The organism is Allobosea thiooxidans, assembly GCF_900168195.1.
Lineage (GTDB): Bacteria > Pseudomonadota > Alphaproteobacteria > Rhizobiales > Beijerinckiaceae > Allobosea > Allobosea thiooxidans.
On sequence record NZ_FUYX01000002.1, the window covers coordinates 210,682 to 232,205 of the forward strand.

The following is a 21,524-nucleotide window of genomic DNA, read 5'->3' on the forward strand; positions in this document are numbered from 1 at the left end:
TTATCAACTAAGACAATCAAGGGTCTTCCGATGGCGTCGCCGACACGGCTGCAACAGGAGATCGCCGAGCGCATCCTGCAACTGGTGCGCGACGACGCGCTGGGCGCCGGGGCCTGGCTCAACGAGAACGCGACGGCGCGTCGTCTCGGCGTCTCGCGCACGCCGGTCAGGGCGGCGCTCGACCATCTGGCCGAGCAGGGCGTGGTGCGCCGGCACCTCAACAAAGGCATCGAGATCCTGAGCCTGCCGGCGGCGAGCGACAGCACGCGGCCGCCGGAGACGGTCGATCTCGCCATGGTCAGGCTGGCCCGTGAGCGCGAGAACGGCCTGCTGCCGGATCAGGTCTCGGAACTCGAGGTGATGCGGCGCTACGAGCTTGGCCGGCCGGAGGCGCAGAAGCTGCTCGCACGCCTCGCCGATCTCGACATGGTCGAGCGCAAGCCGGGCTATGGCTGGCGCTTCCTGCACGAGCCGCGCGACCAGCGCCTGCGCGACGAGAGCTACCGTTTCCGCCTGCTGATCGAGCCGATGGCGATGCTCGAACCGGGCTTCCATCTCGAGCCCGGCTGGATCGCCGAGATGCGGGTGCGGCATATCGAGGCTTTGCAGCGACCCTGGCGCGAATCCTCCAGCATCGCTTTCTACGAGATGAACGCCGATTTCCACGAGGGGCTGGCCGCCGCCACCGGCAATCGTTTCTTCCATTCGGCGATGCGGCGGCAGAATCAGCTCAGGCGCCTGTCGAACTATGACTGGGACCAGGGCATGGAGCGCGTGCGGGTGAACTGCTCGGAGCATATGGCCATGCTCGACCATCTCGAGGCTGGCGAGAACGAGGTCGCCTCGGCGCTGATGCGCAGCCATCTGCTGCGGGCGAGCAAGCTCAAGCGGATGGTCAAGGTGGAGTAGAGAATCGCTTGGCGCGATATCTTTCCGTCATTCCGGGGCAGGCCGAAGGCCCGAGGCCGGAACCCTTGACCACGCCCTTGTTCCAGTTCCCGTCATGCTCGCCCTTGTGGCGAGCATCCACGTCTTGAACGTAGTACTGCATCGCTGAAGACGTGGATGGTCGGGACAAGCCCGACCATGACGGCAAGCCGCGTGCTCATGGATTCTGGGCTCGCCGCTGCCGGATGGCTGCCCTGCCGTCAGGACGGTTGACCCGGCGGCGTTTTGGGCGAGCAATGGTGGCAATCCCGAATCCGACAGGTCGAGTACCATGACTGTTCATCAGCGTCCCGGAACCATCGACTCCGCCAAGCTCGACAAGCTGGCCGAGGTCGCCATCCGCGTCGGCCTCAATCTCCAGCCGGGGCAGGACCTGTTCCTGACGGCGCCCGTCGCGGCGTTGCCGCTGGTGGGGCGCATCGCCGAGCACGCCTACAAGGCCGGCGCCGGCATCGTGACGCCGATGCTCTCGGACGAGGAGATCACGCTTGCCCGCTATCGCCATGCGCCGGATGCGAGCTTCGACAAGGCGCCTGGCTGGCTCTATGAGGGCGTCGCCAAGGCCTTCTCCGCCAACACCGCGCGCCTCGCCGTTGTCGGCGACAATCCGATGCTGCTTGCGAACGAGGACCCGGCCAAGGTCGGCCGCGCCAGCAAGGCGAATTCGCTCGCCTATCAGCCGGCGCTGGAGAAGATCGCCGGCTTCGACATCAACTGGAACATCCTGGCCTATCCGAGCGCGGCCTGGGCCAGGCAGGTGTTCCCTGATGATGCCGAGGAGGTTGCGGTTGGCAAGCTGGCGGAGGCGATCTTCTCGGCCTCGCGCATCGATCAGGCCGATCCCGTCGCGGCCTGGGCGGCGCATAACGCGGCGCTGCGCACCCGTCGCGACTGGCTGAACGGCCAACGCTTCGCTTCGCTGCATTTCACCGGGCCGGGCACCGATCTGACTGTGGGTCTGGCCGATGGTCACGACTGGCAGGGCGGCGCCTCGCCGGCCAAGAACGGCGTGGTCTGCAACCCGAACATCCCGACCGAGGAGGTCTTCACCACGCCGCATGCGCGCCGGGTCGAGGGCCGTGTCTCGAGCACCAAGCCGCTCTCCTATCAGGGCTCGCTGATCGACGAGATCCAGGTGCGTTTCGAGGGCGGCCGGATCGTCGAGGCCAAGGCTGCGCGCGGCGAAGCCGTGCTGAACAAGGTGCTGGACACCGATGACGGCGCGCGCCGGCTCGGCGAAGTGGCGCTGGTGCCGAACTCCTCGCCGATCTCGAAGAGCGGCATCCTGTTCTACAACACGCTCTTCGACGAGAACGCGTCGTGCCATATCGCGCTCGGGCAGTGCTATTCGAAGTGCTTCGTCGACGGCGCGAACCTCACGCCGGAACAGATCGCGGCGCAGGGCGGCAACAAGAGCCTGATCCATATCGACTGGATGATCGGCTCCGGCGAAGTCGATATCGACGGCGTCCATGAAGACGGCCGCCGCGTGCCGGTGTTCCGCAAGGGCGAGTGGGCCTGAGGGCGTCGCCTCCGAGCTGTTGCGCTCCCGTCATGGTCGGGCTCGTCCCGACCATCCACGTCTTCCGTGGTGCAATCCGGTGTTCAAGACGTGGATGCTCGCCACAAGGGCGAGCATGACGGCGTAGTCTCGCGTCAGCCCCCATTCTCCCTCAGCCAATCTCCCAGCGAGGGACGGTGGTGCCCGTCGCGGCCGGTCGTCGCCGGCGCTGTGACCATCGCGTTGAGCACGGCTTCCTGCGTCGCTTCAGTGACGGCGCGGAAGAGCGTGTCGATGCGGTTCTCGTTGAGGGCGCGCAGCGCGACGAAATCGGCCGGCTGATCGTGCTCGATCGGGTCGGCCGTGCTGAAGGCGACCGCGATGTCGCCGCTGCCATTGCCCCAGAAGGCGCCAAGCCGGGCGAGGCCGGCGCCGCCGCGCCGCGCCACCCGCTGCAGCTGCCGCGATTCCAGCGGCACGTCGGTCGCGATGACGAGGATAACCGAGCCACGCTCGGCTTGCGGCCGGGCTCTCGGCGGGACGGGGCGGCGGCCGTCGGGCAGGACGAGATCGCCGGCATTGCCGAAATTCGCCAGAGCCAGCACACCGAGCGAATAGCCATTGTCGTCGAGGTCGAAGCGGCGCGAGGCGGTGCCGATGCCGCCCTTGAAGCCGAAGGCGGTCATGCCGGCGCCGGCGCCGACCGCGCCTTCCGCGACCGGGCCGGAAGCGGCGGCGTCGAGCGCGGCGAAGGCGTGCTCCTCAGTCAGGGCGCGGGCGCGGATGTCGGAGAGATAGCCGTCGTTGCATTCGAGCACGACCGGGTTCACCGTGCCGGTCCGGCGGCCGATATCGGCGTTGGCGGCGAGTGCTCGCGTCACCAGCGCGTCGAAGCCGGTGCCGACGGCGAGCGTGTTGCCGAGCAGGAGCGGCGTCTCGATCTGGCCGAGTTCGGCGAGCTGCATCAGCCCCGCGCTCTTGCCAAAACCGTTGATGACGTCGACCGCCGCGCGCATCTTTTGGCGGAAGAGGTTGCCGTCATGCGGCAGCAGCGCGGTGAAGCCGGTCAGGATGTCGCCGTCGCGCAGGGTGTGGTGGCCGAGCTTCACGCCGGGAACGTCCGTGATGGCGTTGAGCGGGCCCGGCTGCATGATGCCGCAGGTGAGGCCGAAATCGCGCAGGCGCTGGGTCATGGTGCCGGGTCTCGATGGGTCGTGAGGCGGGCATAGCACGGGTACGCCCCGGCTCAAGCACAGCCGGTGTCGTGGCCGTGTGAGCGGCGAGATCCGCCCTGCCTTTCGGATAGCGAATGAGGAGTGCGCCGATGTCCGATCCGTTCCATCTGCAACGCTTCGTCGAGGCACAGGAATCGAGCTGGACCGCCGCCCTCGCCGAGGTGAGGGCAGGGCGCAAGCGCAGCCACTGGATCTGGTTCATCTTCCCGCAGATGCGCGGGCTCGGCCTCTCCTCGACCTCGGAGTTCTACGGCATCGTCTCGCTCGACGAAGCGCGGGCCTATCTGGCGCATCCGGTTCTCGGGCCGCGGCTCGCGGCCATTGCCGAGGCGGTGCTGGCGCATCAGGGCCAAAGCGCGAATGCGATCTTCGGCTCGCCCGACGACATGAAGCTGCGCTCCTCGATGACACTGTTCGACGCCGCGAGCGTGGACGGCGCCAATCCCTATCGTGCGGTGCTGCGCCATTTCTTCGATGGGGTGCCGGATCCGCGGACCTTGGAGCTGCTCGGGACGAGCTGACCTCAGCGCGGCAGGACCGTCCCGAGACCGCCTGCGCGGGCCTGCGTGACGGCGAGATGCGCCAAAGCGAGGTCGGCCAGGGCGACGCCACGGAAGGCGAAGAGGGATCGCCCGGTCCCCGCACCCGGATGCGGGGTCGAGGCGAGCCCGATCAGGTCATGCTGGAAGGCGACGGTGGTGACCGGGTTGCCGTCGGCGCCATAGGGCGCGCGCGACTGCTCCAGGCTGTCGGTGGCGAGGAGGTCGAAGGCCGGCAGCGCTTCGGGCTTCCAGCTGCGGCCCGTATCGACCGCCGCGACGAAGGCCGCGGGCTTCAGGCGCCGCGCATCCAGGAAGGGCGTCATCCCGGCCGTGCCCGGCACCATCGAAATGACGACGTCGCTACGGGCGAGCAGGGCGTCGGGGTCGTCGAGGATCTCGGTGACGAGGCCGCCGGCACGCGCCGCCTCGGCGAGACGTTCGGCGGAGGAGCGGCTGCGGCTCAGCATCAGCGCATCGGTCAGGCCGGGATAGAGATCCCGAAAGGCAGCCAGATGGGCATGGGCCTGCAGACCGCAGCCGACGAAGCCGATGCTGCGCGGTGCGGCCGGCGCCAGCAGCGACGCTGCGGCTGCGCTGATCGCTGCGGTGCGGATCAGCGTGATCTCGTCGCCGTCGAGCATGGCGAGCGGCAGCCCCGTTTGGTAGTCGCTCACGCAGATAAGCGCGCTCACGGCGGGCAGCGGCGAGCCCGCGGCGACCGGCGCCATCGCAACCCATTTCACCGTGGCGATGCCCTGCGCCTCGGAGGCGGCCGTCATCGCCTGGAAGCCATGGCCGGGCCCGAGCGCGAGGGCGGTTTTCGGCAGGCTGCGGTTCAGCCCCGCAGCATGGTCACGAAAGCCCTGCAGCACGGCCTCCCGCGCCGCGCCGGGCGCGATCGCCAGCGCGCGAATGTCCGCGCGCGACAGATAGAGCAGCGTGTCGCTCATCCCGTGAACTCCCAGAGAACGCCGCGGCCGGCAGGGCGCCGCGGTCCGGCAAGGCGGGGATACAGCCGCGCCCGGCTGGCGTCGAGGCGGCCCGATGCGGGAATGGCGGCTGTGATCACAGGATTGACATCGTCGTTAACCGGCGTATTGTTCCTTTAATTGCAACCCATGTTCCATTTAATGGAACTTTCCAGGCCTGATCGCGATGTCCATCCTCTCGTCGGCCGTGGATGTGCTGCGTTGCTTCTCCAGCACCCGTCACGATGTCACGGTGACCGATCTGGTCACGCTGCTGGGCATGCCGAAGTCCAATGCCTCGCGGCTGCTGCGGGCGATGCGCGACGAGGGGCTGCTGGAGACCGTCGGCGACAGCAAGCGCTACCGGCCGTCGCTGCTGCTCAACCAGGTCGGCCATCTCTACCGTTTTGCCGCCTCGCTGATCGATCGCAGCGACGCCGTGGTCGGCCGTGTGTCCGACCAGATCGGGCACACCGGCTATATCAGCGTCCGGCGCGGCAACGAGATCGTCGGGGTCACCGCCCATCCCGGCCGCCATGCGCTGCGGGTCGTCACCGCGATCGGCGATCGCATCCCGGCCTTTGCGTCGAGCACCGGGCGTGCCCTGCTCGCCAGGCTCTCGGACGACGAGGTCCGTACGCTCTATCCGACCGGCTTCACCGCCCCGTCGGAAACGGCGCCGCAGACGATGGACGAGCTGCTGGCTCGCCTCGCCCGCGTCCGCAGTGCCGGTTTCGCCGAATCCCACGACGAGGCGGTGCGCGGCGTGCGTGCCATCTCGGTCGCGGTCGGCGACCCTGCGACCGGTGACGAGGTCGCGCTCTGCATCTCCTTCCCGGCCGCCACGGTCGAGCCGGCCGAGCGCCTCGGCATCATCCGTTCCCTGGCCGAGGGTGCTGCCGAGATCGCGGCCCTGACCCAGGACAAGCGCTTCTTCCCCTTAAACCCTTCCATTGCGGAGACTGCTCCATGAGCAATCGTTGGCGTATCGGCTTCGACATCGGCGGCACCTTCACCGATTTCATCCTCTACGACTCGCAGGAGCGCTCGGTGCGCCTGCACAAGCGCCTGACCACGCCGCATGATCCGTCCGAAGCCGCGCTGATCGGCCTCGGCGAGCTCGTCGAGATGGCTGGAATCACGCTCGCCGATGTCGGCGACATCGTCCACGGCACGACGCTGGTCACCAACGCCGTGATCGAGCGCAAGGGCTCCAAGCTCGGCCTGATCACAACCAAGGGCTTTCGCGACATCCTCGAAATGGGGACGGAGCAGCGCTACGACATCTACGACCTGTTCCTGACCTTCCCGGACCCGCTGGTTTCGCGCGAACTGCGCCTGGAAGTGCCGGAGCGGATGGACCGCGACGGCAAGGTCGTGGCGGCGCTCGATGCCGAAGCCGTGCGCAACGCCGCCCGCGAGCTCGCCGCCGCCGGCTGCGAGGCGATCGCGGTCTGCTTCCTCAACAGCTACCGCAACCCGGCGCATGAGCAGGAAGCCGGCCGCATCGTGCGCGAGACCTGCCCCGAGCTCACCGTCTCGCTGTCGAGCGAGGTCGTCGCCGAGATCTGGGAGTACCAGCGCTTCGTCACCACGGCGGCCAATGCCTATGTCCAGCCGCTGATGCGCCGCTATCTGCAGCGGCTCGAGCGCGAGCTCGCGGCCCGCTCCTTCCGCGGCTCGCTGACGCTGATGCATTCGGCCGGCGGCCTGGTCTCGCCCGAGACGGCGCGCACCTTCCCGATTCGCCTGCTCGAAAGCGGCCCGGCCGGCGGTGGCCTCGCCACGGCCCTCTTCGGCGAGCTCGCCGGCCACAAGGACGTGATCTCCTTCGACATGGGCGGCACCACCGCCAAGGCCTGCATGATCGAGGACGGCCGCGCCGAGATCGCGCCGATGCTCGAAGCCGGCCGCGTCAACCGCTTCGCCAAGGGCTCCGGCCTGCCGATCAAGGCTCCCGTCATCGACATGATCGAGATCGGCGCTGGCGGCGGCTCGATCGCCGCGATCGACGAGGTCGGCCTGCTCAAGGTCGGCCCGCATTCGGCCGGCTCCGACCCTGGTCCGGCCTGCTACGGCATGGGCGGCAGCAAGCCGACCGTGACCGACGCGAATCTCGTGCTCGGCTATTACGATCCGAAATTCTTCCTGGGCGGGCGCATGGCGCTCGACCTGGAGGCGGCGCGCAAGGCCGTCTCGACCGTCGCCGAGCCGCTCGGCCTTTCCATCGAGGAAGCCGCCTGGGGCATCCACAAGGTCGTCGTCGAGAGCATGGGCGCCGCCGCCCGCGTCCATCTCGTCGAGAAAGGCAAGGATCCGCGCCATTACGCCATGGTCGGCTTCGGCGGCGCCGGTCCGGCGCATGCCGTCGACGTCGCCCGCGTGCTCGGCGTCAAGCAGGTCATCATCCCGCCGGCTTCCGGTGCCGCCTCGGCGCTCGGCTTCCTCGCTGCGCCGCTCTCCTTCGACATGGTGCGCTCGCTGCCGGTCGAGTTCTCGGAGGGCTTCGACGCCGCTGCAGTCAACGCGCTGCTCGGCCAGCTCGAAGCCGACGGCCGCAAGCACCTGATCGAGGCCGGGGTGCAGCCGGAAGACGTCACCGTCGAGCGCACCGCCGATATGCGCCTCGTCGGCCAGATGCACGACATCGCCGTGTCGCTGCCGGCCGGCACCATCGACGCGTCGAGCCTGGATGCCGTTCGCGCGGCCTTTAGCAAGGCTTATTCCGCCCGCTACACCTCGGTCTATGAAGGTGCCCGCCTGGAGGCGATCAATTTCCGCGTCCGCTGCGCCGGCCCGGTGCCGACGCTCTCGCTCTCGGGCGCGGCCGGTGGCGGCGACGTGGCCGCCAAGATCAAGGGCACCCGCAAGGCCTGGTTCGAAAGGGGCTGGAGCGAGGCGAACGTCTACGACCGCTACGCATTGCGTTCCGGGGACAGGATCAGCGGCCCGGCCATCATCGAGGAGCGCGAGGCGACCACCATCGTCCCGCCGGGCGACAGCGTCGCCATCGACGATGTCCTGAACCTGATCATCCATGTCGGCCAGGCCAATGCGGCGGAGACCACGATCACCGCCGACATGCCGCTGGCCGAGGCCGCGCGCCGGATCGAGGCCGATCCGATCTCGCTCGAGATCATGTGGAGCCGGATGATCAACGTCGTCGAGGAGATGTGGCTGACGGTGTGCCGCACCGCGTTCTCGCTGGTGATCTCTGAAGCGCAGGACTTCGCCTGCGAATTGCTCGATCCCGAAGGCGAGACGCTGGCGCATTCGCCTCGCGCCATGCCCGTGTTCAACCTGACGCTGCCGCGCGCGGTCAAGGCGCTGCTGGAGCGCTACCCGGCCGAGACGCTGAAGCCCGGCGACGTGCTGATCACCAACGATCCCTGGCTCTGCGCCGGCCATCTCTTCGACATCGCGGTGGTGACGCCGGTCTTCCTCGGCAACCGCGTCGTCGGCCTGATGGGCACGGTCGGCCATGTCTCCGACATCGGCGGCACCAAGGACTCGCTCCGCGCTCGCGAGATCTACGAGGAAGGCTTCCAGATCCCGCCGATGAAGCTGTTCGAGGCCGGCAGGATCAACGAGACGCTGGTGCGTCTGCTCGGCGAAAACGTGCGCAATTCCGAGCAGGTGCTCGGCGACCTGCACTCCTTCGTTGCGGCCAATGCGATCGGCGCCGAGCGGCTGCAGTCCTTCCTGACGGATTACGGCATGCAGGATCTGCGCGCGCTCGCTCATGTCGTGCAGAGCCGCTCGGAGAAGGCGATGCGCGAGGCGATCCGCGCCCTGCCGGACGGCACCTATCACGGCACCGTCTCGAACAACCCGCTGGGCACGCCGATGCACTATCCGCTGGCGCTGACGGTCAAGGGCGACACGATCCATCTCGACTTCGCCGGCGCGCCGCCGCAGCTGCCGCAGGGCGGGCTGAACTGCACGCTCAACTACACGATGGCGCATGCGACCTACCCGCTGAAATGTATGCTGACGCCGAATGTGCGCGGCAATGCCGGCTGCTACCGCGCCTTCTCGGTCGATGCGCCGAAGGGCTCGATCCTGAATTGCGACAAGCCGCTGGCGGTCAACCTGCGCACCCGGACCGGCTGGTATCTGGCGCCGAATATCTTCCGCGCCTTGTCGGAAGCGGCGCCGAAGCAGGTCCAGGCTTTCACCGGCCTGCCGGTGGCGGCGAGCGTCTATGGCCGCGATGCGGCCGGAGACACCTATTCCGACATGCTCTTCTGCGGCGGCGGCCAGGGCGGTTCGGCGCAGGGCGACGGCAAGTCGGGCCTGCTCTACCCGACTTCCGCCGCCAACACCTCGATCGAGACCTTCGAATCGCGGGTGCCGGTGCTGGTGGTCGAGAAGACCTATCTCACCGACTCCGGCGGCGCCGGCCAGCATCGCGGCGGCCTCGGCCAGCGCGTGCGGCTGCGCAAGCTCTCCGATGACGGGCTGCCGACGCTGGTCTCGCTCTATCCGGAGGGGGTCAACAACCCGATCCCGGGCCTGTTCGGCGGCAAGGCGGGCGGTAGCGCCTCGGGCCGGGTCATCGACGAGCAAGGCCATGTGCTGAAGGACGTCGGTACCGGCGAACTGGTCCAGGTCAAGCAGCCGCAGGAGATCGTCGAGCTCGTGCTCGCCGGTGGCGCCGGCTACGGCCCGGCCGCCGAGCGCTCGCGGGAGGCGATCGCGCGCGACATCGCGCTCGGTCTCGTCTCGCCGGATGCCGCCAAGCGCGACTACGGCGTGCAGGGAGCGCATGCCACGCAGGATGTCGGCGAGGCCAAGGCCGGCATCCTGGTTGCTTGAGGAGCCGTCATTGCGGAGAGCGTGAGCTCCGAAGCAATCCAGGGGCGGCAGCGCTCTGCGTCCCCCTGGATTGCTTCGCTCCGCTCGCAATGACGCCCCCAGATCATCGAGAACGATCCCAGGGACGAAACGCCAACAGCCCGACAAGGGCATCAATGGGGACTGAGGCATGACCAATCCAACTGAGGGGGTGCGTCAGAAGCACCCCAGCCTGTTCGAGCCGGCGACGCTGCTGCTCATCGCCGTGCTCTGCGTCTTCGGCGCGATCATCGGCATGCAGCTTCTGGTGTCGCTCGGCATCACCGCCAACACCTCGCTGATCGGCGCGCTCGCCGCCATGGCGCTGGCGCGCGTGCCGCTCGCGGCCTTCATGCGCTACCGCTCGATCCATGTGCAGAACCTGGCCCAGAGCGCGATCTCCTCGGCCACCTTCGGCGCGGCGAACAGCCTGCTCCTGCCGGTCGGCATCCCCTGGCTGCTCGGCCGGCCGGACCTGGTGCTGCCGATGCTGGTCGGAGCCTTCTTCGCGATGCTGCTCGACGCCTATCTGCTCTACCGGATGTTCGATTCCCGCGTCTTCCCGGCGACCGGCGCCTGGCCTCCTGGCGTCGCCGCCGCCGAGGCGATCAAGGCCGGCGACGAGGGCGGCCGCAAGGCGGTGCTGATGGGCATCGGCTTCGGCACCGGCGTCGTCGCTTCCTTCATCAAGATCCCGCTGGCCTGGATCGGCTTCGCCGGCTCGACCGCGGTCACCGGCATTCCGATGTCGGCCTTCGGCGTCGCCTTCATCGGCAATATCTGGGCGCTGACGATGTTCGGCGTCGGCCTGCTGCTGCGCGGCTATTCCGGCCAGATCTTCGGCGGCCCGCTGTTCGAGACCATCATCCCGAAGGGCGACCTGATGGCTGCCTATATCCCGCACGGCTTCATGATCGGCGCCGGCCTCGTCGCCCTGCTGCAGGTCGCCACCCTGCTGTTCCGGCGCAGCGACGCTGCCAAGGCGAACGAGGCCAGAGGCGGCGTCAGCGATGCCGAGGTGAAGCGCGCGCTCGGACTTGGCACCGTCGGCTATCTCGTGATCGCGGTGTTCATCGCGCTGGTCGGCGGGCTGATGAGCGACATGTCGATCGGCATGCTGATCCTCTTCGTGCTCTATGCCGCCTTCGCCGCCTATGTGCATGAGCTGATCGTCGGCCTCGCCGCGATGCATTCCGGCTGGTTCCCGGCCTTCGCCGTGGCGCTGATCACGCTGATCATCGGCATGCTGATCGGCTTCCCGATGCCGGCTCTGGCGCTGCTCGTCGGCTTCTCCGCCGCGACCGGCCCGGCCTTCGCCGATATGGGCTATGACCTGAAGGCCGGCTACCTGCTGCGCGGCAATGGCGCCGACCCGGTCTTCGAGCGCGATGGCCGCCGCCAGCAGCTCTTCGCCGCGATGTTCGCCTTCGTCATCGCCGGCGCGGTGGTGCTGTTCTCCTACCAGTCCTTCTTCGACCAGAACCTCGTCGCCCCGGTGAACAAGGTCTATGCCGCGACGATCAAGGCGGGTGTGGCGCCCGGCGTCGCCTGGCAGCTCTTCCTCTGGGCTATCCCCGGCGCGATCCTGCAGTTCGTCGGCGGGCCGAAGCGGCAGATCGGCGTGCTCTTCGCCACCGGCCTGCTGATCGCGTTCCCGATGGCGGGCTGGGCGGTGCTGGCCGGCATCCTCTGCCGGATCATCTGGGAGAAGCTGCGCGGCGCCGATGGCGACGGCGACATGGAGGTCTTCGCTGCGGGCGTCATCGCCGGCGACGCGATCTTCTCCTTCTTCGACTCCGTCTCGAAGAACTTCTGGAAGCGCTGAGTCATCAGGGCTCGGACGGGAGACCTTCCGGGCCTTATCCAGGGGACGTAGAGCTCTGCCGCCCCTGGATTGCTTCGCTAAGCTCGCAATGACGGCGTGCTGAACTCGCGGGCAGCCGGAACAAGGGATGGGACGATGAGCAAACTCGGAACCCTCACCATCGGCCAGGCGCCGCGCGCCGACATCACGCCGATCCTCGACGCGGTGCTCGATGCCGGGCTGCCGCGGCGCCATGCCGGGGTGCTGGACGGCCTGAGCCGCGACGAGATCGCGCGCGATTTCGCGGCCGAGCCGGGGCAGCCGGTGCTGATCACCAAGCTGCTCGATGGCAGCGCGGTCGTCATCGACCGGGCCCGTACCGAGAAGGCGGCGCAGCGCAAGCTCGCCATGCTGGAGGCCGAGGGCTGCGGCACCATCCTGATGCTCTGCACCGGGCATTTCGAGAGCCTGAGAACGGACAAGGCGCGGCTGGTCGAGCCGGACCGCATCCTGCCGCCGGCCGTGGCCGCGCTGATTCAGGGGGCGCAACTCGGCATCGTCGTGCCTCTGGCGGAGCAGATCTCTTCAGAGGCCGGCAAATGGGGGCCGCTCCGCCGCCCGCCGATCTACGCTGCGGCCTCGCCCTATGGCGGCGAGGGCGCGTCGGTCGCCGAGGCGGCGCGCGAGCTGGCGGGGCGTGGCGCCGAGATCCTGCTGATGGACTGCATGGGCTTCGTCGAATGGCATCGCCGCGAGGCGGCTGCGGCCGGCCTGCCGGTCATCCTCTCCAACAGCCTGATCGCCAAGCTGGTCTCCGAGATCGTCTGACGGCGACGTCGCCATGGCGGAAGCGCGAAAGGCCGCCCGGCAGGCGGCCTTTTTGTTTGCGTTGGACGGGGCCTCACTTCGCCGCGAAGACGCCGAGGCTGCTCGCGGTGATGTCGAAGGAGAGCGTCGCGACGAAGGCCGCGCCGCACCATTTCGAGCGGCCCGTGCCGGTGGTGATGCCGCGCGGGTCGGCCGTCAGCACGAAGCAGTCGTTCTTCGACAGGTCGGTGTCGTGGTAGCGCAGGTCCGCGGTGACGTTCTTCCAGGTGTAGGAGAGGCCGGCGTTCCAGTAGGTGTAATCGGGCAGGTTGGTCGCCGGCACGGTCGACCAGATGGCGAGGTTGGTGGTGCCGAGCCAGTAATGGCCGAGCTCGCCCGAGACGGCGAGGCCCTCGAGGAAGGGCAGGGCATATTTGGCGGTCAGCGAGGCGTAGGTGCCGCTTGCCCCGGTGCCGAGCCAGTCCCAGGCATAATAGATGTTGGCGCCGAGCGTCAGGCTCTCCGCGAAGGTGTAGGAGACCTTGCCGTAGACCTCGGTGAAGTCGGTGTTCTTTGGCGTCCAGAACACGCCGGCGCCGTCGATCAGCTGCTTCTCGCCGGGGTAGTAGTACTGCCAGACGCCGAAATCGAAGGCGAGGTCGCCGAATTTCGGCCGGATGCCGCCATAGAAGTCGATCTCGGCGTCGGGCCGCGTCGCGAGATCGACGTTTGAGCCGTAGACGCCGAGATAGAACAGGTTGTTGTAGATCTGCAGCTCGGCGCCGCCCTGGATGGCCGGCTTGCGATCCGTCTGCGAAATGCCGCGGAAATTGTAGTCGGTCATGCCCTTCACGCTGAAGGCGATGTCGAACCAGGTGACCGCCGGGGCGACCGGGGCGGGCGGCGGCCCCTTCTTGCTCGGCAGGTCGGAGGCCTCGGCCGCGCCAATCGCGGCCGCCAGACTCAAGCCCAGAATCAAGGAACGAAAGAGATCGGACATCTGCAGGAACCCCTCGCCGCGCATTGGTCGCGCTGTGGTTCCATCAAGCGGGCGCTGCCGGTTTGCCGGCAAGGCGAGGCTTTGGGCGGTTCGCCCATGCAAAAAGCAAAGGCCCCCGTAACGGGGGCCTTCGCGCCTGCAAAACAGGCAATCCGAATTATCGGGCATACTGTGATATTAATATCACGGTGTGCCCGAGTTGCGGAAGGTCTCAGCGGGTCGTCGCCTGGCTCGCATAGGCGGCCGTGGACTGGTCGAGATTCGAGGTCCGTAGGCCGTTGGCGCGCCGCGGCGGCAGCGGTGCCCGGGTGCTGGTCGGGCTCGCAGGCACGACCGACGCCACCGGGGCGGCCGCGGTGGCCACGCCCTGATCGGCGGTGGCGCTAGAGCCGCTGCTGCCGAAGACCGGCATGAAGCTGAGCGCACGCTGCAGGAAGGGCTTCTCCTCGGGCGCGGCGACCGGGGTCGAGCCGGCGCTGGCCAGGACCGGCGCCTGCTGGGCGTTGCCGGGTAGGACCTTGGCGACCTGGGTCGCCGCCGGGCCCGCCGGGGCGGGCTTGGCGTCGCTCTTGGCGGGTTCGACCTTGGCGGGCTCCTCCGCCGGGGCGGCGGCGACCGCGGCGAGGACCGCGTCGCTGTCGGAGGAGGCAGCACGGATCGTCGCCTTCGTCCGGCCCTTGTCGTCGAGGACGACGACGCGCGGGCCGGAGGCGAGCGCCTCCTGGCGGCTGATGCCGACATCCCGAGAGCCCCAGGAAGCCGAGCGGTTGAGCGCATCGGCGCCGCTGGAGGCCAGGGTGGTCTTGAACGAGGCGTGCTGGTCGCCGTCGTCATAGATCAGCTTGATCGCGGGCGTACCCTTGGCGACGAGCGCGGCGACCTGGACCTCGTCCTCGCGGCGCTTCTCGGCGACGGCGGAGGGCGCCGAGCCGCCGTTGAAGACGTAGCGGCCGCCGGCCACGGAGACGGCGGGCTCGTCCTTGGTCACCTCGAAATAATCCGAGCCTTCCTTCAGGTTCTTCCAGAAGGCGATGTTCGGGTCGAGCCGGTGCTTGGCCAGGTTCTGCGCCGTCATCCGGAAGGGGTAGGCCTGCATCTGCACGGCGCGCTGGCCGGCGTTCTGGGCCTCGCGGACCAGCGCGTAGATCTCGCCGATCTGGTCGTCCGTCATCGAATAGCAGCCGGCCGAGGAGCAGGCGCCGTGCACCATCAGATGTGCGCCCGTGCGGCCATAGGAGCGGTCATAGGCGTTGGGATAGCCCATGTTGAAGGACACGTAATAGGACGAGTTCGGGTTCATCTGCTGGGGGCCGATGGCGTAGAAGCCTTCCGGCGCCATGCGGTCGCCCTCGCGGATCTTCGGGCCGAGCTGGCCGGACCAGCGGCACATTGGGAAGGTCTTCAGCAGGGCGTATTGCCCGTCCGCCTTGCGCTTCCAGACCTCGAGCTCCGACTCCTTCTTGTAGGAGCGGATCAGGATCGGCTGATCCTTGTTCATGCCCTTTTCGGACATCAGCGCATAGGTCGCGCTCGGAATCGGAATGTTGTGGCGGGCGGAGCCGCGGTAACGGTCCTCCTCGCAAGCCGCCACAGTCAATGCAACAAAAGCCACGAGTGCGAGTTGCTTGAGTGCCACGTCGTCAATCCCATCGAACGGCAGGCCGGGGCGCGACCTGTGACTTCGCAAGACGGCCAAATTGTGCCCGTCGACTCGTTTTAGAAGCGTTAGCCTTGAGGGTTCCTTACCATAGCGGTCCCGAGTCTGGCCACATGGTCAACGCCGGGTAAAGGAACCCCGCTTTCGCGGATGCGAAATATCGCGCTTCCGGATTGCTCAGAGATTGCGGCCGATCGCGAGGAACTTTTCCGCGCGTTTTTCCACAATATCGGCGCCGCTGAGGCCGGCCTGATCGGCAAGGGCAGCGGCGATGGCATCGCCCGCGCGGCCGATTGCCGCGTGCGCATCGCGATGGGCGCCACCCGTGGGCTCCTGCACGATCCGGTCGATGATCCCGAACTTCAGCAGATCCTGCGCGGTGATCTTCATGCCCGTGGCGGCGTCCTGGGCGCGGGCGGTGTCGCGCCACAGGATCGAGGCCGCACCTTCCGGCGAGATCACCGAATAGATCGCATGCTCCATCATCAGCACGCGGCTGGCGGCGGCGATCGCGATCGCCCCGCCGGAGCCGCCCTCGCCGATGACGAGCGCGACGCTCGGGCTGCGCAGGCCGAGCCAGGTCTCGGTCGAGCGGGCGATCGCCTCGGCCTGGCCGCGCTCCTCGGCGTCGATGCCGGGATAGGCGCCGGCCGTGTCGACGAAGCTCAGCACCGGCAGGCCGAAACGGTCGGCCATCTCGACCAGGCGCACCGCCTTGCGGTAGCCCTCGGGCCTCGGCATGCCGAAATTGTGCCGGATGCGGGTCTCGGTCGAGTCGCCCTTCTCCTGGCCGATGACGCAGACCGGCTCGCCGCGGAAGCGGCCGAAGCCGCCGACGATGGCCTCGTCCTCGCCGAAGGCGCGGTCGCCCGCCAGCGGCGTGAACTCCTCGATCAGGTCGGCGCAGTAATCCTTGAAGTGCGGGCGCTGCGGATGGCGCGCCACCAGCGTCTTCTGCCAGGGCGTCAGCGCCGCATAGAGATCCTTCAGCGCCTGGTTCGCCTTGGCGTCGAGCTTGCCGATCTCCTCCGACAGGGAGATGCCGTCGCCACGGGCCTCGAGGGCCCGCAACTCGTCCGCCTTCGCCTCCAGCTCGGCGACCGGTTTCTCGAAATCCAGATAGCTACGCATCGTGATCCAGTTCAGAATCCGCCCGAAAATCGAGCGGAACAGCGGTTTAGGGCACAACCGGCGTGAAAGGCGGCGGACCTTGGCCGCGCCCCGGCGAAATTGTCAACCCGTGCAAGCTCATTGGTCCGCTGCGCGTTCCCGTCGCGCGCTTGGGCTCAGCCGCAGGGAAAGCCCGCTTTCGGGCGGGTTCGATGTGCGCGGCGTCGGCGCCGGCTGCGGCAGCAGGACCGGGCGCAGCGCGAAGCTGCGTCGCGTCGCGCGCAGGGGCGCGCGACGGTAGAACTGCTTGGTGGCGTCGATCACATGCACGCCGGCGAAGGGCAGGGACAGGCCGGAGCCGATCTGCTCCCAGATCGCGGCCGAGCGCATCAGCAGCCGCCGCTGCAGCGGCGGGACATAGAGCGCTTCAACCCAGTGTTCGGGTGAGAATTCGGCGGCGCGCATCAGCGCCGAGAGCTGGCTGCGGCTGAAGGGGCGGCCCTGGCCGAAGGGCGTGCCGTCCATCCGGGCCCAGAGCCCGCGCCGGTTCGGCACGACGAGGATCATGCGCCCGCCCGGGTTGAGAACGCGCGAGACCTCGTCGAGCAGGTCGTCGGGGCTTTCGGTCTCCTCGAGCGCGTGGACGAGGACGACCCGGTCGATCGAGGCGGTCGGCAGCGGCAGCAGCGTCGGCTCGACCAGGGCCGAGGCGGAGAGGCCGGGCGTGGGCCAGTTCACCACGCCCTGCGCCGCCGGCATGAAGGCGATGGTGCGCTCGGCCTCGATGCCGAGCACGGAGAGATAGGGCGTGGAGAAGCCGAGGCCGAGCAGGCGCTGGCGGGCGCAGTCGGGCCAGAAGCGCAGCATCGTCCGGCCGATGAAACGCCGGGCCACATGGCCGAGCGGGCTGGCATAGAAGGCGCGCAGATCGACGACGTCGAGAGGCATGGCGCCTGACATGGAATGCGCGCGTGCCGAACGCAAGGGCGGCCGGCAGCCGCGGCGGGTGCCGGCTGCGTCGCTACGGGTTGATCGGGCGCCGGGCTTGGCTCATTCAGGAAGGGATGATCCGCCGGCCCGCTGCGCCGGCTCTGCCGGAGGAAGCCATGCCGCTCGACCTTCACGTCTTCCGCACGCTCAGCGACAATGCGGGCGCACTGCTCCACGACCCCTCCACCGGGGCCTGTGCCGCCATAGACGTGCCCGATGCCGGGGAGATGCTGGCCGCCGCCCGCGCGAAGGGCTGGGCGATCAGCGACATCTTCATCACCCATGCCCATCACGACCATATCCAGGGCGTGGCGGAGATGAAGCAGGCGACCGGCGCCACCGTCATCGGGCCCGCCGATGCCCGCGCCGGCGCGCCGCTCGACAGGGTGGTGGGCGAGGGCGATGCGGCCTCGCTCGGCGGCGAGCGCTTCGAGATCTGGCACACGCCCGGCCATTCCGACGGCCATCTCAGCTATGTCGGACGCGGGGCGAAGCTCGCATTGGTCGGCGACGTGGTCTTCGTCATGGGCTGCGGGCGCGTCCAGCCGGGGCAGATGGAGCGGATGTGGACCTCGCTGTCGCGGCTGATGGCGTTGCCCGGCGACACCCGCCTGCTCGGCGGCCATGACTACACCCTCGCCAATGCCCGCTTCGCGCGCTCCGTCGACCCGGCGAACGAGGCTCTGAAGGCGCGCTTCGCCGAGGCCGAGAAGGCCAAGGCGGAGGGGCGCTTCTGGGCCCTGACCACGGTGGCGGAGGAGCAGGCGACCAACCCGTTCTTCCGGGCGGGCGAAACCGCGCTCGCGGCCGCCGTCGGGCAGGCGGGCGCCTCGGCGGACAAGGTCTTCGCGGCGCTGCGCGAAGCCAAGAACCGGTTCTGAGCATGACGATGCAGCTCGACGGGCTGACGGCGGCTGAGGTGATCCGGCTGCTCGAACTCAAGCCCCACCCCGAGGGCGGCCATTACCGCGAGACCTTCCGCGATCCGGCGGGGCCGGAAGGGCGGGGCTTCTCGACCGCGATCTACTACCTGCTCGACACCGGCGAGACCTCGGAATGGCACCGCGTCGATGCCGCCGAGATCTGGCATCATTATGCCGGGGCGCCGCTGGTGATCACCGTCTCGCCGAACGGCCACGACGCCTCGGCCCATCACCTCGGCACCGATCTTGCTGTCGGCCAGCGACCGCAATTCGTGGTGCCCACCGGCTGGTGGCAGAGCGCGACCTCGCTCGGCGCCTGGACGCTGGTGGGCTGCACGGTGGCGCCGGGCTTCGCATTTTCGGGTTTCGAGATGGCGCCGCCGGGCTGGCGGCCGACGCCGCGCAAGCCGATCGGGAGTTGAGATGCTGACGAAGAATGAGGACGCCGCGCTCGTGCTCGGCTGCGAGCGCCGGATCATCAATGCCTGGCCGGCCCTGTCGACGCTCGTCGTCGGCGACTGGGTGCTGCGCTTCGCCAACGGCTATTCCGGCCGGGCCAATTCGGCGACGCCGCTGAGCCATGGCGCCGAGCTCGACGCGGAGATGCTCGATCTGATCGCTGAACTCTACCGCGCCGACGGGCTGACCCCCGCCATCCGCCTGACGCCGCTGGTTGCGGAGGCGACGCGCGCGGCGGTGCTGGAGCGCGGCTACCGGATCAAGGACAAGTCCTTCGGCCTGATCGCGCCGCTCGCCGGCCTGGGCGCCTCGGAGGAGGCCGCGCTGCAGATCGAGGCGCGGCCGAGCCTGGAATGGACCGCCGGCGTCGCCGCCTTGCAGAGCGGCAACAAGACCCATGTCGGCAATCTCGCGGCGATCGTCGAGAAGGTCAGGCTGCCCGCAGGCTTCGCGACCTGGCTGGTCGAGGGCGAGGCGGTCGCCTTCGGCATGAGCGTCGCCGAGCGCGGCATGGCCGAAATCGGCCTGATCTGCGTCCATCCCGACCATCGCGGTCATGGCTTCGGGCGCAAGATCGTCCAGGGGCTGATGGGCTGGGCGGCGGCGATGGGCTGCAGCGAAGCCTATCTGCAGGTGGAGCAGGGCAACGTCGTCGCGCTCAACCTCTATGGCAGCCTCGGCTTCCGCCAGCTCTATCAATACGAGACGCGGATTCTCGACATCTGATTGCCAGCCGGCCCGATGAGGTCGCCCCTGCGCGCGAAGCGAAGCAAGCCACAGGGGACGGAGAGCGCTGCCGTCCGTGGATTGCTTCGTCGCCGACGCTCCTCGCGATGACGGCGAGACTTCTGGAACCCGCCTGTGTGGGGTGCTGCGTCAGCGGATCAGCAGCGCCGTTCCGTAGAGTCCGATCGCGAAGATGGTGTGGCTGACGATGTTGAGCAGGCGGATCTGGCCGGCATTCGGCTTTTTTGAGGCGGCGACGCCCATGCCCATGCCAGGCTGCAGGATGAACCAGCCGCAGCCCACCGTTGCCCAGCCGACGATCAGCGCCGGGATGAAGGTCGGGTTGCGGGCCCAGTCGGCGCCCCAGATCGCGAGGAGGATGCCGGCGAAGGCGATGCCGACGAGATAATGGCAGATCCAGCCGATAGCGAGCTCGCCCGCCACCGGCTCGGATTTGGCGATGTCGTCGTGCCGGAAGCGGCCGCGCGGCAGATGGGCGAACCAGCGGCCGGGCATCGCCCAGTTCGGCTTGGGCAGGCCGAACAGGCGCAGAGCTTGAGCCCAGATATCGGTGAGCGCCGTCGCGCCGGCCCCGATGACGACCATCCGCAAGATCAGATCCGACACGTTCCACCCCCGAAGCCGCCCTGACGCGGTTCCTCCTGTTGGAGCGACGTTCGCGACAGCGGTCAACAGCAGGGCCGGGGCCGGCGGCGCAGGGGCGGGCTGCATGCGGCGCATCGCCCCGGCTGCGGAACCGCGCGCGCCGCCGAGGGTTGCCTTTGCGAATCCGCTGGGGAGATCCTTCATGGCAACGGCGAAAGCCGAGACCACACGCAGCGCGGCGACGGGGCCGCATGGCGCGGCCGAGCTGCCCTCGGTCACCGTGACCAGCTACAATCTGGAGGCACGCGACGAGGACGGCTTCGTCGGCGATCGGGCGAGCCGGAGCGCCTTCGTCGAGCATCTCGACGCGTTGCGCAGCCATCTGAAGCGCAATGGCGACGACCCGCTGAAGGGCGAGACAGCGGCGATCAGCAAGAAGGAGCTCGACGCGCTGCTGAAGGATGGCGACGCCAGCGAAGCCGCGCTGGTGCTCAGCGCCGTGGAGGGCTTCGCCCAGTCGCTCGCCTTCGTCATCCGCCGTTTCGCCCGGCTGAAGAGCTGGGCGCCGGTGGAGCGCATCGTCGTCGGCGGCGGCTTCCGGGAAAGCCGCGTGGGCGAGCTCGCCATCGCGCGCGCCGCCATCATCCTGCGCACGGATGGGCGCGCGATCGATTTGGTCCCGGTCAGCCACCACCCTGACGAGGCCGGCCTGGTCGGCAGTGCGCATCTCGCGCCGAAATGGATTTTCGAGGCCTTCGACAGCCTGGTCGCGGTCGATATCGGCGGCTCGAACATTCGGGCCGGCATCGTGGAGCTGCGTCAGCAGAAGGCGCCGGATCTGAGCCGGGCACGGGTCTGGAAATCGGAGCTCTGGCGCCATGCCGATGACGAGCCGAGCCGCGATGAGGCGATCGAGCGGCTGGGCAAGATGCTGCACGAGCAGATCCGGAGCGCCGAGAAGGAGGGCCTGCGGGTCGCGCCCTTCATCGGCGTCGGCTGCCCGGGGCTGATCGAGCCCCACGGAGCGATCGACCGCGGCGCGCAGAACCTGCCCGGCAACTGGGAGAGCAGCCGCTTCAACCTGGTCGAGAGCATCCGGGAGCTGGTGCCGGAGATCGGCGATCACGAGACTGAGGTGGTGATGCACAACGACGCCGTGATCCAGGGGCTGAGCGAGATGCCGGCGATGCAGAAGGTCGAGCACTGGGCCGTGCTGACCATCGGAACGGGGCTGGGGAACGCCAGCTTCCGCAACCGCAACAAGCCCAAATCCGAGCCTCACTCGAAGGACAAGGACAAGGGCTGAGAGCGCAGGACCGTAGCCGGCACGCCATCTTCAGGTCGCGATTTGCAGCGATGAGGCGAGCCGGGCAGGCCAAGCGGGCCTCCCCTCGCGACACCGCAAGCCCCGG

Annotated in this window: 18 protein-coding genes; 11 read left to right on the forward strand and 7 right to left on the reverse strand. The window is 68.6% G+C overall.

Features of this window, described 5'->3' with window-relative positions; translation table 11 throughout:
• Positions 1–30: 30 nt before the first annotated feature.
• Positions 31–909, forward strand: a complete 879-nt coding sequence (locus B5Y19_RS04080; RefSeq protein ID WP_055729052.1) for a GntR family transcriptional regulator — start codon at positions 31–33, stop codon at positions 907–909.
• Positions 910–1,219: 310 nt separating this feature from the next.
• A complete protein-coding gene (locus B5Y19_RS04085; RefSeq protein ID WP_055729051.1) occupies positions 1,220–2,470 on the forward strand; it encodes an aminopeptidase in 1,251 nt (416 codons plus the stop codon).
• A 134-nt stretch (positions 2,471–2,604) separates the two neighbouring features.
• On the opposite strand, the gene B5Y19_RS04090 is transcribed toward B5Y19_RS04085, so the two are convergent.
• Complete coding sequence (locus B5Y19_RS04090; RefSeq protein ID WP_079591140.1) at positions 2,605–3,642, reverse strand: DmpA family aminopeptidase; 1,038 nt, start codon at positions 3,640–3,642, stop codon at positions 2,605–2,607.
• 131 nt (positions 3,643–3,773) lie between these two features.
• On the opposite strand from B5Y19_RS04090, the gene B5Y19_RS04095 reads away from it, so the two are divergent.
• On the forward strand, positions 3,774–4,205 hold the full coding sequence (locus B5Y19_RS04095; RefSeq protein ID WP_055729049.1) for a DUF1810 domain-containing protein: 432 nt from the start codon (positions 3,774–3,776) through the stop codon (positions 4,203–4,205).
• A gap of 2 nt (positions 4,206–4,207) precedes the next feature.
• Here the strand turns inward: B5Y19_RS04095 and B5Y19_RS04100 are convergent, their stop codons facing one another.
• Positions 4,208–5,176 carry a hypothetical protein gene (locus B5Y19_RS04100; protein WP_055729048.1) on the reverse strand — a complete coding sequence of 323 codons (969 nt, stop codon included), beginning with the start codon at positions 5,174–5,176 and terminating at the stop codon, positions 4,208–4,210.
• Positions 5,177–5,381: 205 nt separating this feature from the next.
• On the opposite strand from B5Y19_RS04100, the gene B5Y19_RS04105 reads away from it, so the two are divergent.
• The 4 genes from B5Y19_RS04105 (at position 5,382) to B5Y19_RS04120 (ending at position 12,662) form a co-directional block, all read left to right on the forward strand.
• Positions 5,382–6,167 carry an IclR family transcriptional regulator gene (locus tag B5Y19_RS04105; protein ID WP_055729047.1) on the forward strand — a complete coding sequence of 262 codons (786 nt, stop codon included), beginning with the start codon at positions 5,382–5,384 and terminating at the stop codon, positions 6,165–6,167.
• Positions 6,164–10,012, forward strand: a complete 3,849-nt coding sequence (locus B5Y19_RS04110; RefSeq protein ID WP_079591141.1) for a hydantoinase B/oxoprolinase family protein — start codon at positions 6,164–6,166, stop codon at positions 10,010–10,012. Before B5Y19_RS04105 ends, B5Y19_RS04110 begins: the two co-directional genes overlap by 4 nt.
• Positions 10,013–10,181: 169 nt before the next feature.
• Positions 10,182–11,855, forward strand: a complete 1,674-nt coding sequence (locus B5Y19_RS04115; protein ID WP_055729045.1) for an OPT/YSL family transporter — start codon at positions 10,182–10,184, stop codon at positions 11,853–11,855.
• Between the two features lie 135 nt (positions 11,856–11,990).
• Positions 11,991–12,662, forward strand: a complete 672-nt coding sequence (locus tag B5Y19_RS04120) for an AroM family protein (protein WP_055729044.1) — start codon at positions 11,991–11,993, stop codon at positions 12,660–12,662.
• A gap of 73 nt (positions 12,663–12,735) precedes the next feature.
• On the opposite strand, the gene B5Y19_RS04125 is transcribed toward B5Y19_RS04120, so the two are convergent.
• The 4 genes from B5Y19_RS04125 to B5Y19_RS04140 form a co-directional block, all read right to left on the reverse strand.
• Positions 12,736–13,608 (reverse strand): TorF family putative porin, encoded by an 873-nt coding sequence (locus B5Y19_RS04125; RefSeq protein ID WP_197282451.1) that lies wholly within the window; start codon positions 13,606–13,608, stop codon positions 12,736–12,738.
• A gap of 244 nt (positions 13,609–13,852) precedes the next feature.
• Positions 13,853–15,277, reverse strand: a complete 1,425-nt coding sequence (locus B5Y19_RS04130; protein WP_139384256.1) for a L,D-transpeptidase family protein — start codon at positions 15,275–15,277, stop codon at positions 13,853–13,855.
• Between the two features lie 198 nt (positions 15,278–15,475).
• Entirely contained in the window at positions 15,476–16,429 is a 954-nt protein-coding gene (locus tag B5Y19_RS04135) for an acetyl-CoA carboxylase carboxyltransferase subunit alpha (RefSeq protein ID WP_055729042.1), read from the reverse strand.
• Between the two features lie 117 nt (positions 16,430–16,546).
• The gene (locus B5Y19_RS04140) at positions 16,547–17,356 is read right to left on the reverse strand and encodes a class I SAM-dependent methyltransferase (protein WP_079591227.1); all 810 of its coding nucleotides are present in this window, start codon (positions 17,354–17,356) and stop codon (positions 16,547–16,549) included.
• A gap of 158 nt (positions 17,357–17,514) precedes the next feature.
• On the opposite strand from B5Y19_RS04140, the gene gloB reads away from it, so the two are divergent.
• The 3 genes from gloB to B5Y19_RS04155 are packed head-to-tail and all read left to right on the forward strand — an operon-like array spanning position 17,515 to position 19,506.
• Positions 17,515–18,279: a hydroxyacylglutathione hydrolase gene (gloB, locus tag B5Y19_RS04145; RefSeq protein WP_055729125.1), complete on the forward strand. Its 765-nt coding sequence runs from the start codon at positions 17,515–17,517 to the stop codon at positions 18,277–18,279.
• Between the two features lie 8 nt (positions 18,280–18,287).
• Positions 18,288–18,743 carry a cupin domain-containing protein gene (locus tag B5Y19_RS04150; protein ID WP_055729124.1) on the forward strand — a complete coding sequence of 152 codons (456 nt, stop codon included), beginning with the start codon at positions 18,288–18,290 and terminating at the stop codon, positions 18,741–18,743.
• 1 nt (position 18,744) lies between these two features.
• Positions 18,745–19,506, forward strand: a complete 762-nt coding sequence (locus B5Y19_RS04155) for a GNAT family N-acetyltransferase (RefSeq protein WP_055729041.1) — start codon at positions 18,745–18,747, stop codon at positions 19,504–19,506.
• A 150-nt stretch (positions 19,507–19,656) separates the two neighbouring features.
• Here the strand turns inward: B5Y19_RS04155 and B5Y19_RS04160 are convergent, their stop codons facing one another.
• Positions 19,657–20,133 carry a DUF2938 domain-containing protein gene (locus B5Y19_RS04160; RefSeq protein ID WP_055729040.1) on the reverse strand — a complete coding sequence of 159 codons (477 nt, stop codon included), beginning with the start codon at positions 20,131–20,133 and terminating at the stop codon, positions 19,657–19,659.
• Between the two features lie 181 nt (positions 20,134–20,314).
• Between B5Y19_RS04160 and B5Y19_RS04165 the strand changes: the two genes are divergently transcribed.
• A complete protein-coding gene (locus B5Y19_RS04165) occupies positions 20,315–21,418 on the forward strand; it encodes an ROK family protein (protein WP_055729039.1) in 1,104 nt (367 codons plus the stop codon).
• Positions 21,419–21,524 lie beyond the last annotated feature (106 nt).

Excerpts from the sequence above, each read along its gene's own strand:
- B5Y19_RS04080 (WP_055729052.1), top strand. The coding sequence starts at position 31 with ATGGCGTCGCCGACACGGCTGCAACAGGAGATCGCCGAGCGCATCCTG.
- B5Y19_RS04085 (WP_055729051.1), top strand. The coding sequence starts at position 1,220 with ATGACTGTTCATCAGCGTCCCGGAACCATCGACTCCGCCAAGCTCGAC.
- B5Y19_RS04090 (WP_079591140.1), bottom strand. The coding sequence starts at position 3,642 with ATGACCCAGCGCCTGCGCGATTTCGGCCTCACCTGCGGCATCATGCAG.
- B5Y19_RS04095 (WP_055729049.1), top strand. The coding sequence starts at position 3,774 with ATGTCCGATCCGTTCCATCTGCAACGCTTCGTCGAGGCACAGGAATCG.
- B5Y19_RS04100 (WP_055729048.1), bottom strand. The coding sequence starts at position 5,176 with ATGAGCGACACGCTGCTCTATCTGTCGCGCGCGGACATTCGCGCGCTG.
- B5Y19_RS04105 (WP_055729047.1), top strand. The coding sequence starts at position 5,382 with ATGTCCATCCTCTCGTCGGCCGTGGATGTGCTGCGTTGCTTCTCCAGC.
- B5Y19_RS04110 (WP_079591141.1), top strand. The coding sequence starts at position 6,164 with ATGAGCAATCGTTGGCGTATCGGCTTCGACATCGGCGGCACCTTCACC.
- B5Y19_RS04115 (WP_055729045.1), top strand. The coding sequence starts at position 10,182 with ATGACCAATCCAACTGAGGGGGTGCGTCAGAAGCACCCCAGCCTGTTC.
- B5Y19_RS04120 (WP_055729044.1), top strand. The coding sequence starts at position 11,991 with ATGAGCAAACTCGGAACCCTCACCATCGGCCAGGCGCCGCGCGCCGAC.
- B5Y19_RS04135 (WP_055729042.1), bottom strand. The coding sequence starts at position 16,429 with ATGCGTAGCTATCTGGATTTCGAGAAACCGGTCGCCGAGCTGGAGGCG.
- B5Y19_RS04140 (WP_079591227.1), bottom strand. The coding sequence starts at position 17,356 with ATGCCTCTCGACGTCGTCGATCTGCGCGCCTTCTATGCCAGCCCGCTC.
- gloB (WP_055729125.1), top strand. The coding sequence starts at position 17,515 with ATGCCGCTCGACCTTCACGTCTTCCGCACGCTCAGCGACAATGCGGGC.
- B5Y19_RS04150 (WP_055729124.1), top strand. The coding sequence starts at position 18,288 with ATGCAGCTCGACGGGCTGACGGCGGCTGAGGTGATCCGGCTGCTCGAA.
- B5Y19_RS04155 (WP_055729041.1), top strand. The coding sequence starts at position 18,745 with ATGCTGACGAAGAATGAGGACGCCGCGCTCGTGCTCGGCTGCGAGCGC.
- B5Y19_RS04165 (WP_055729039.1), top strand. The coding sequence starts at position 20,315 with ATGGCAACGGCGAAAGCCGAGACCACACGCAGCGCGGCGACGGGGCCG.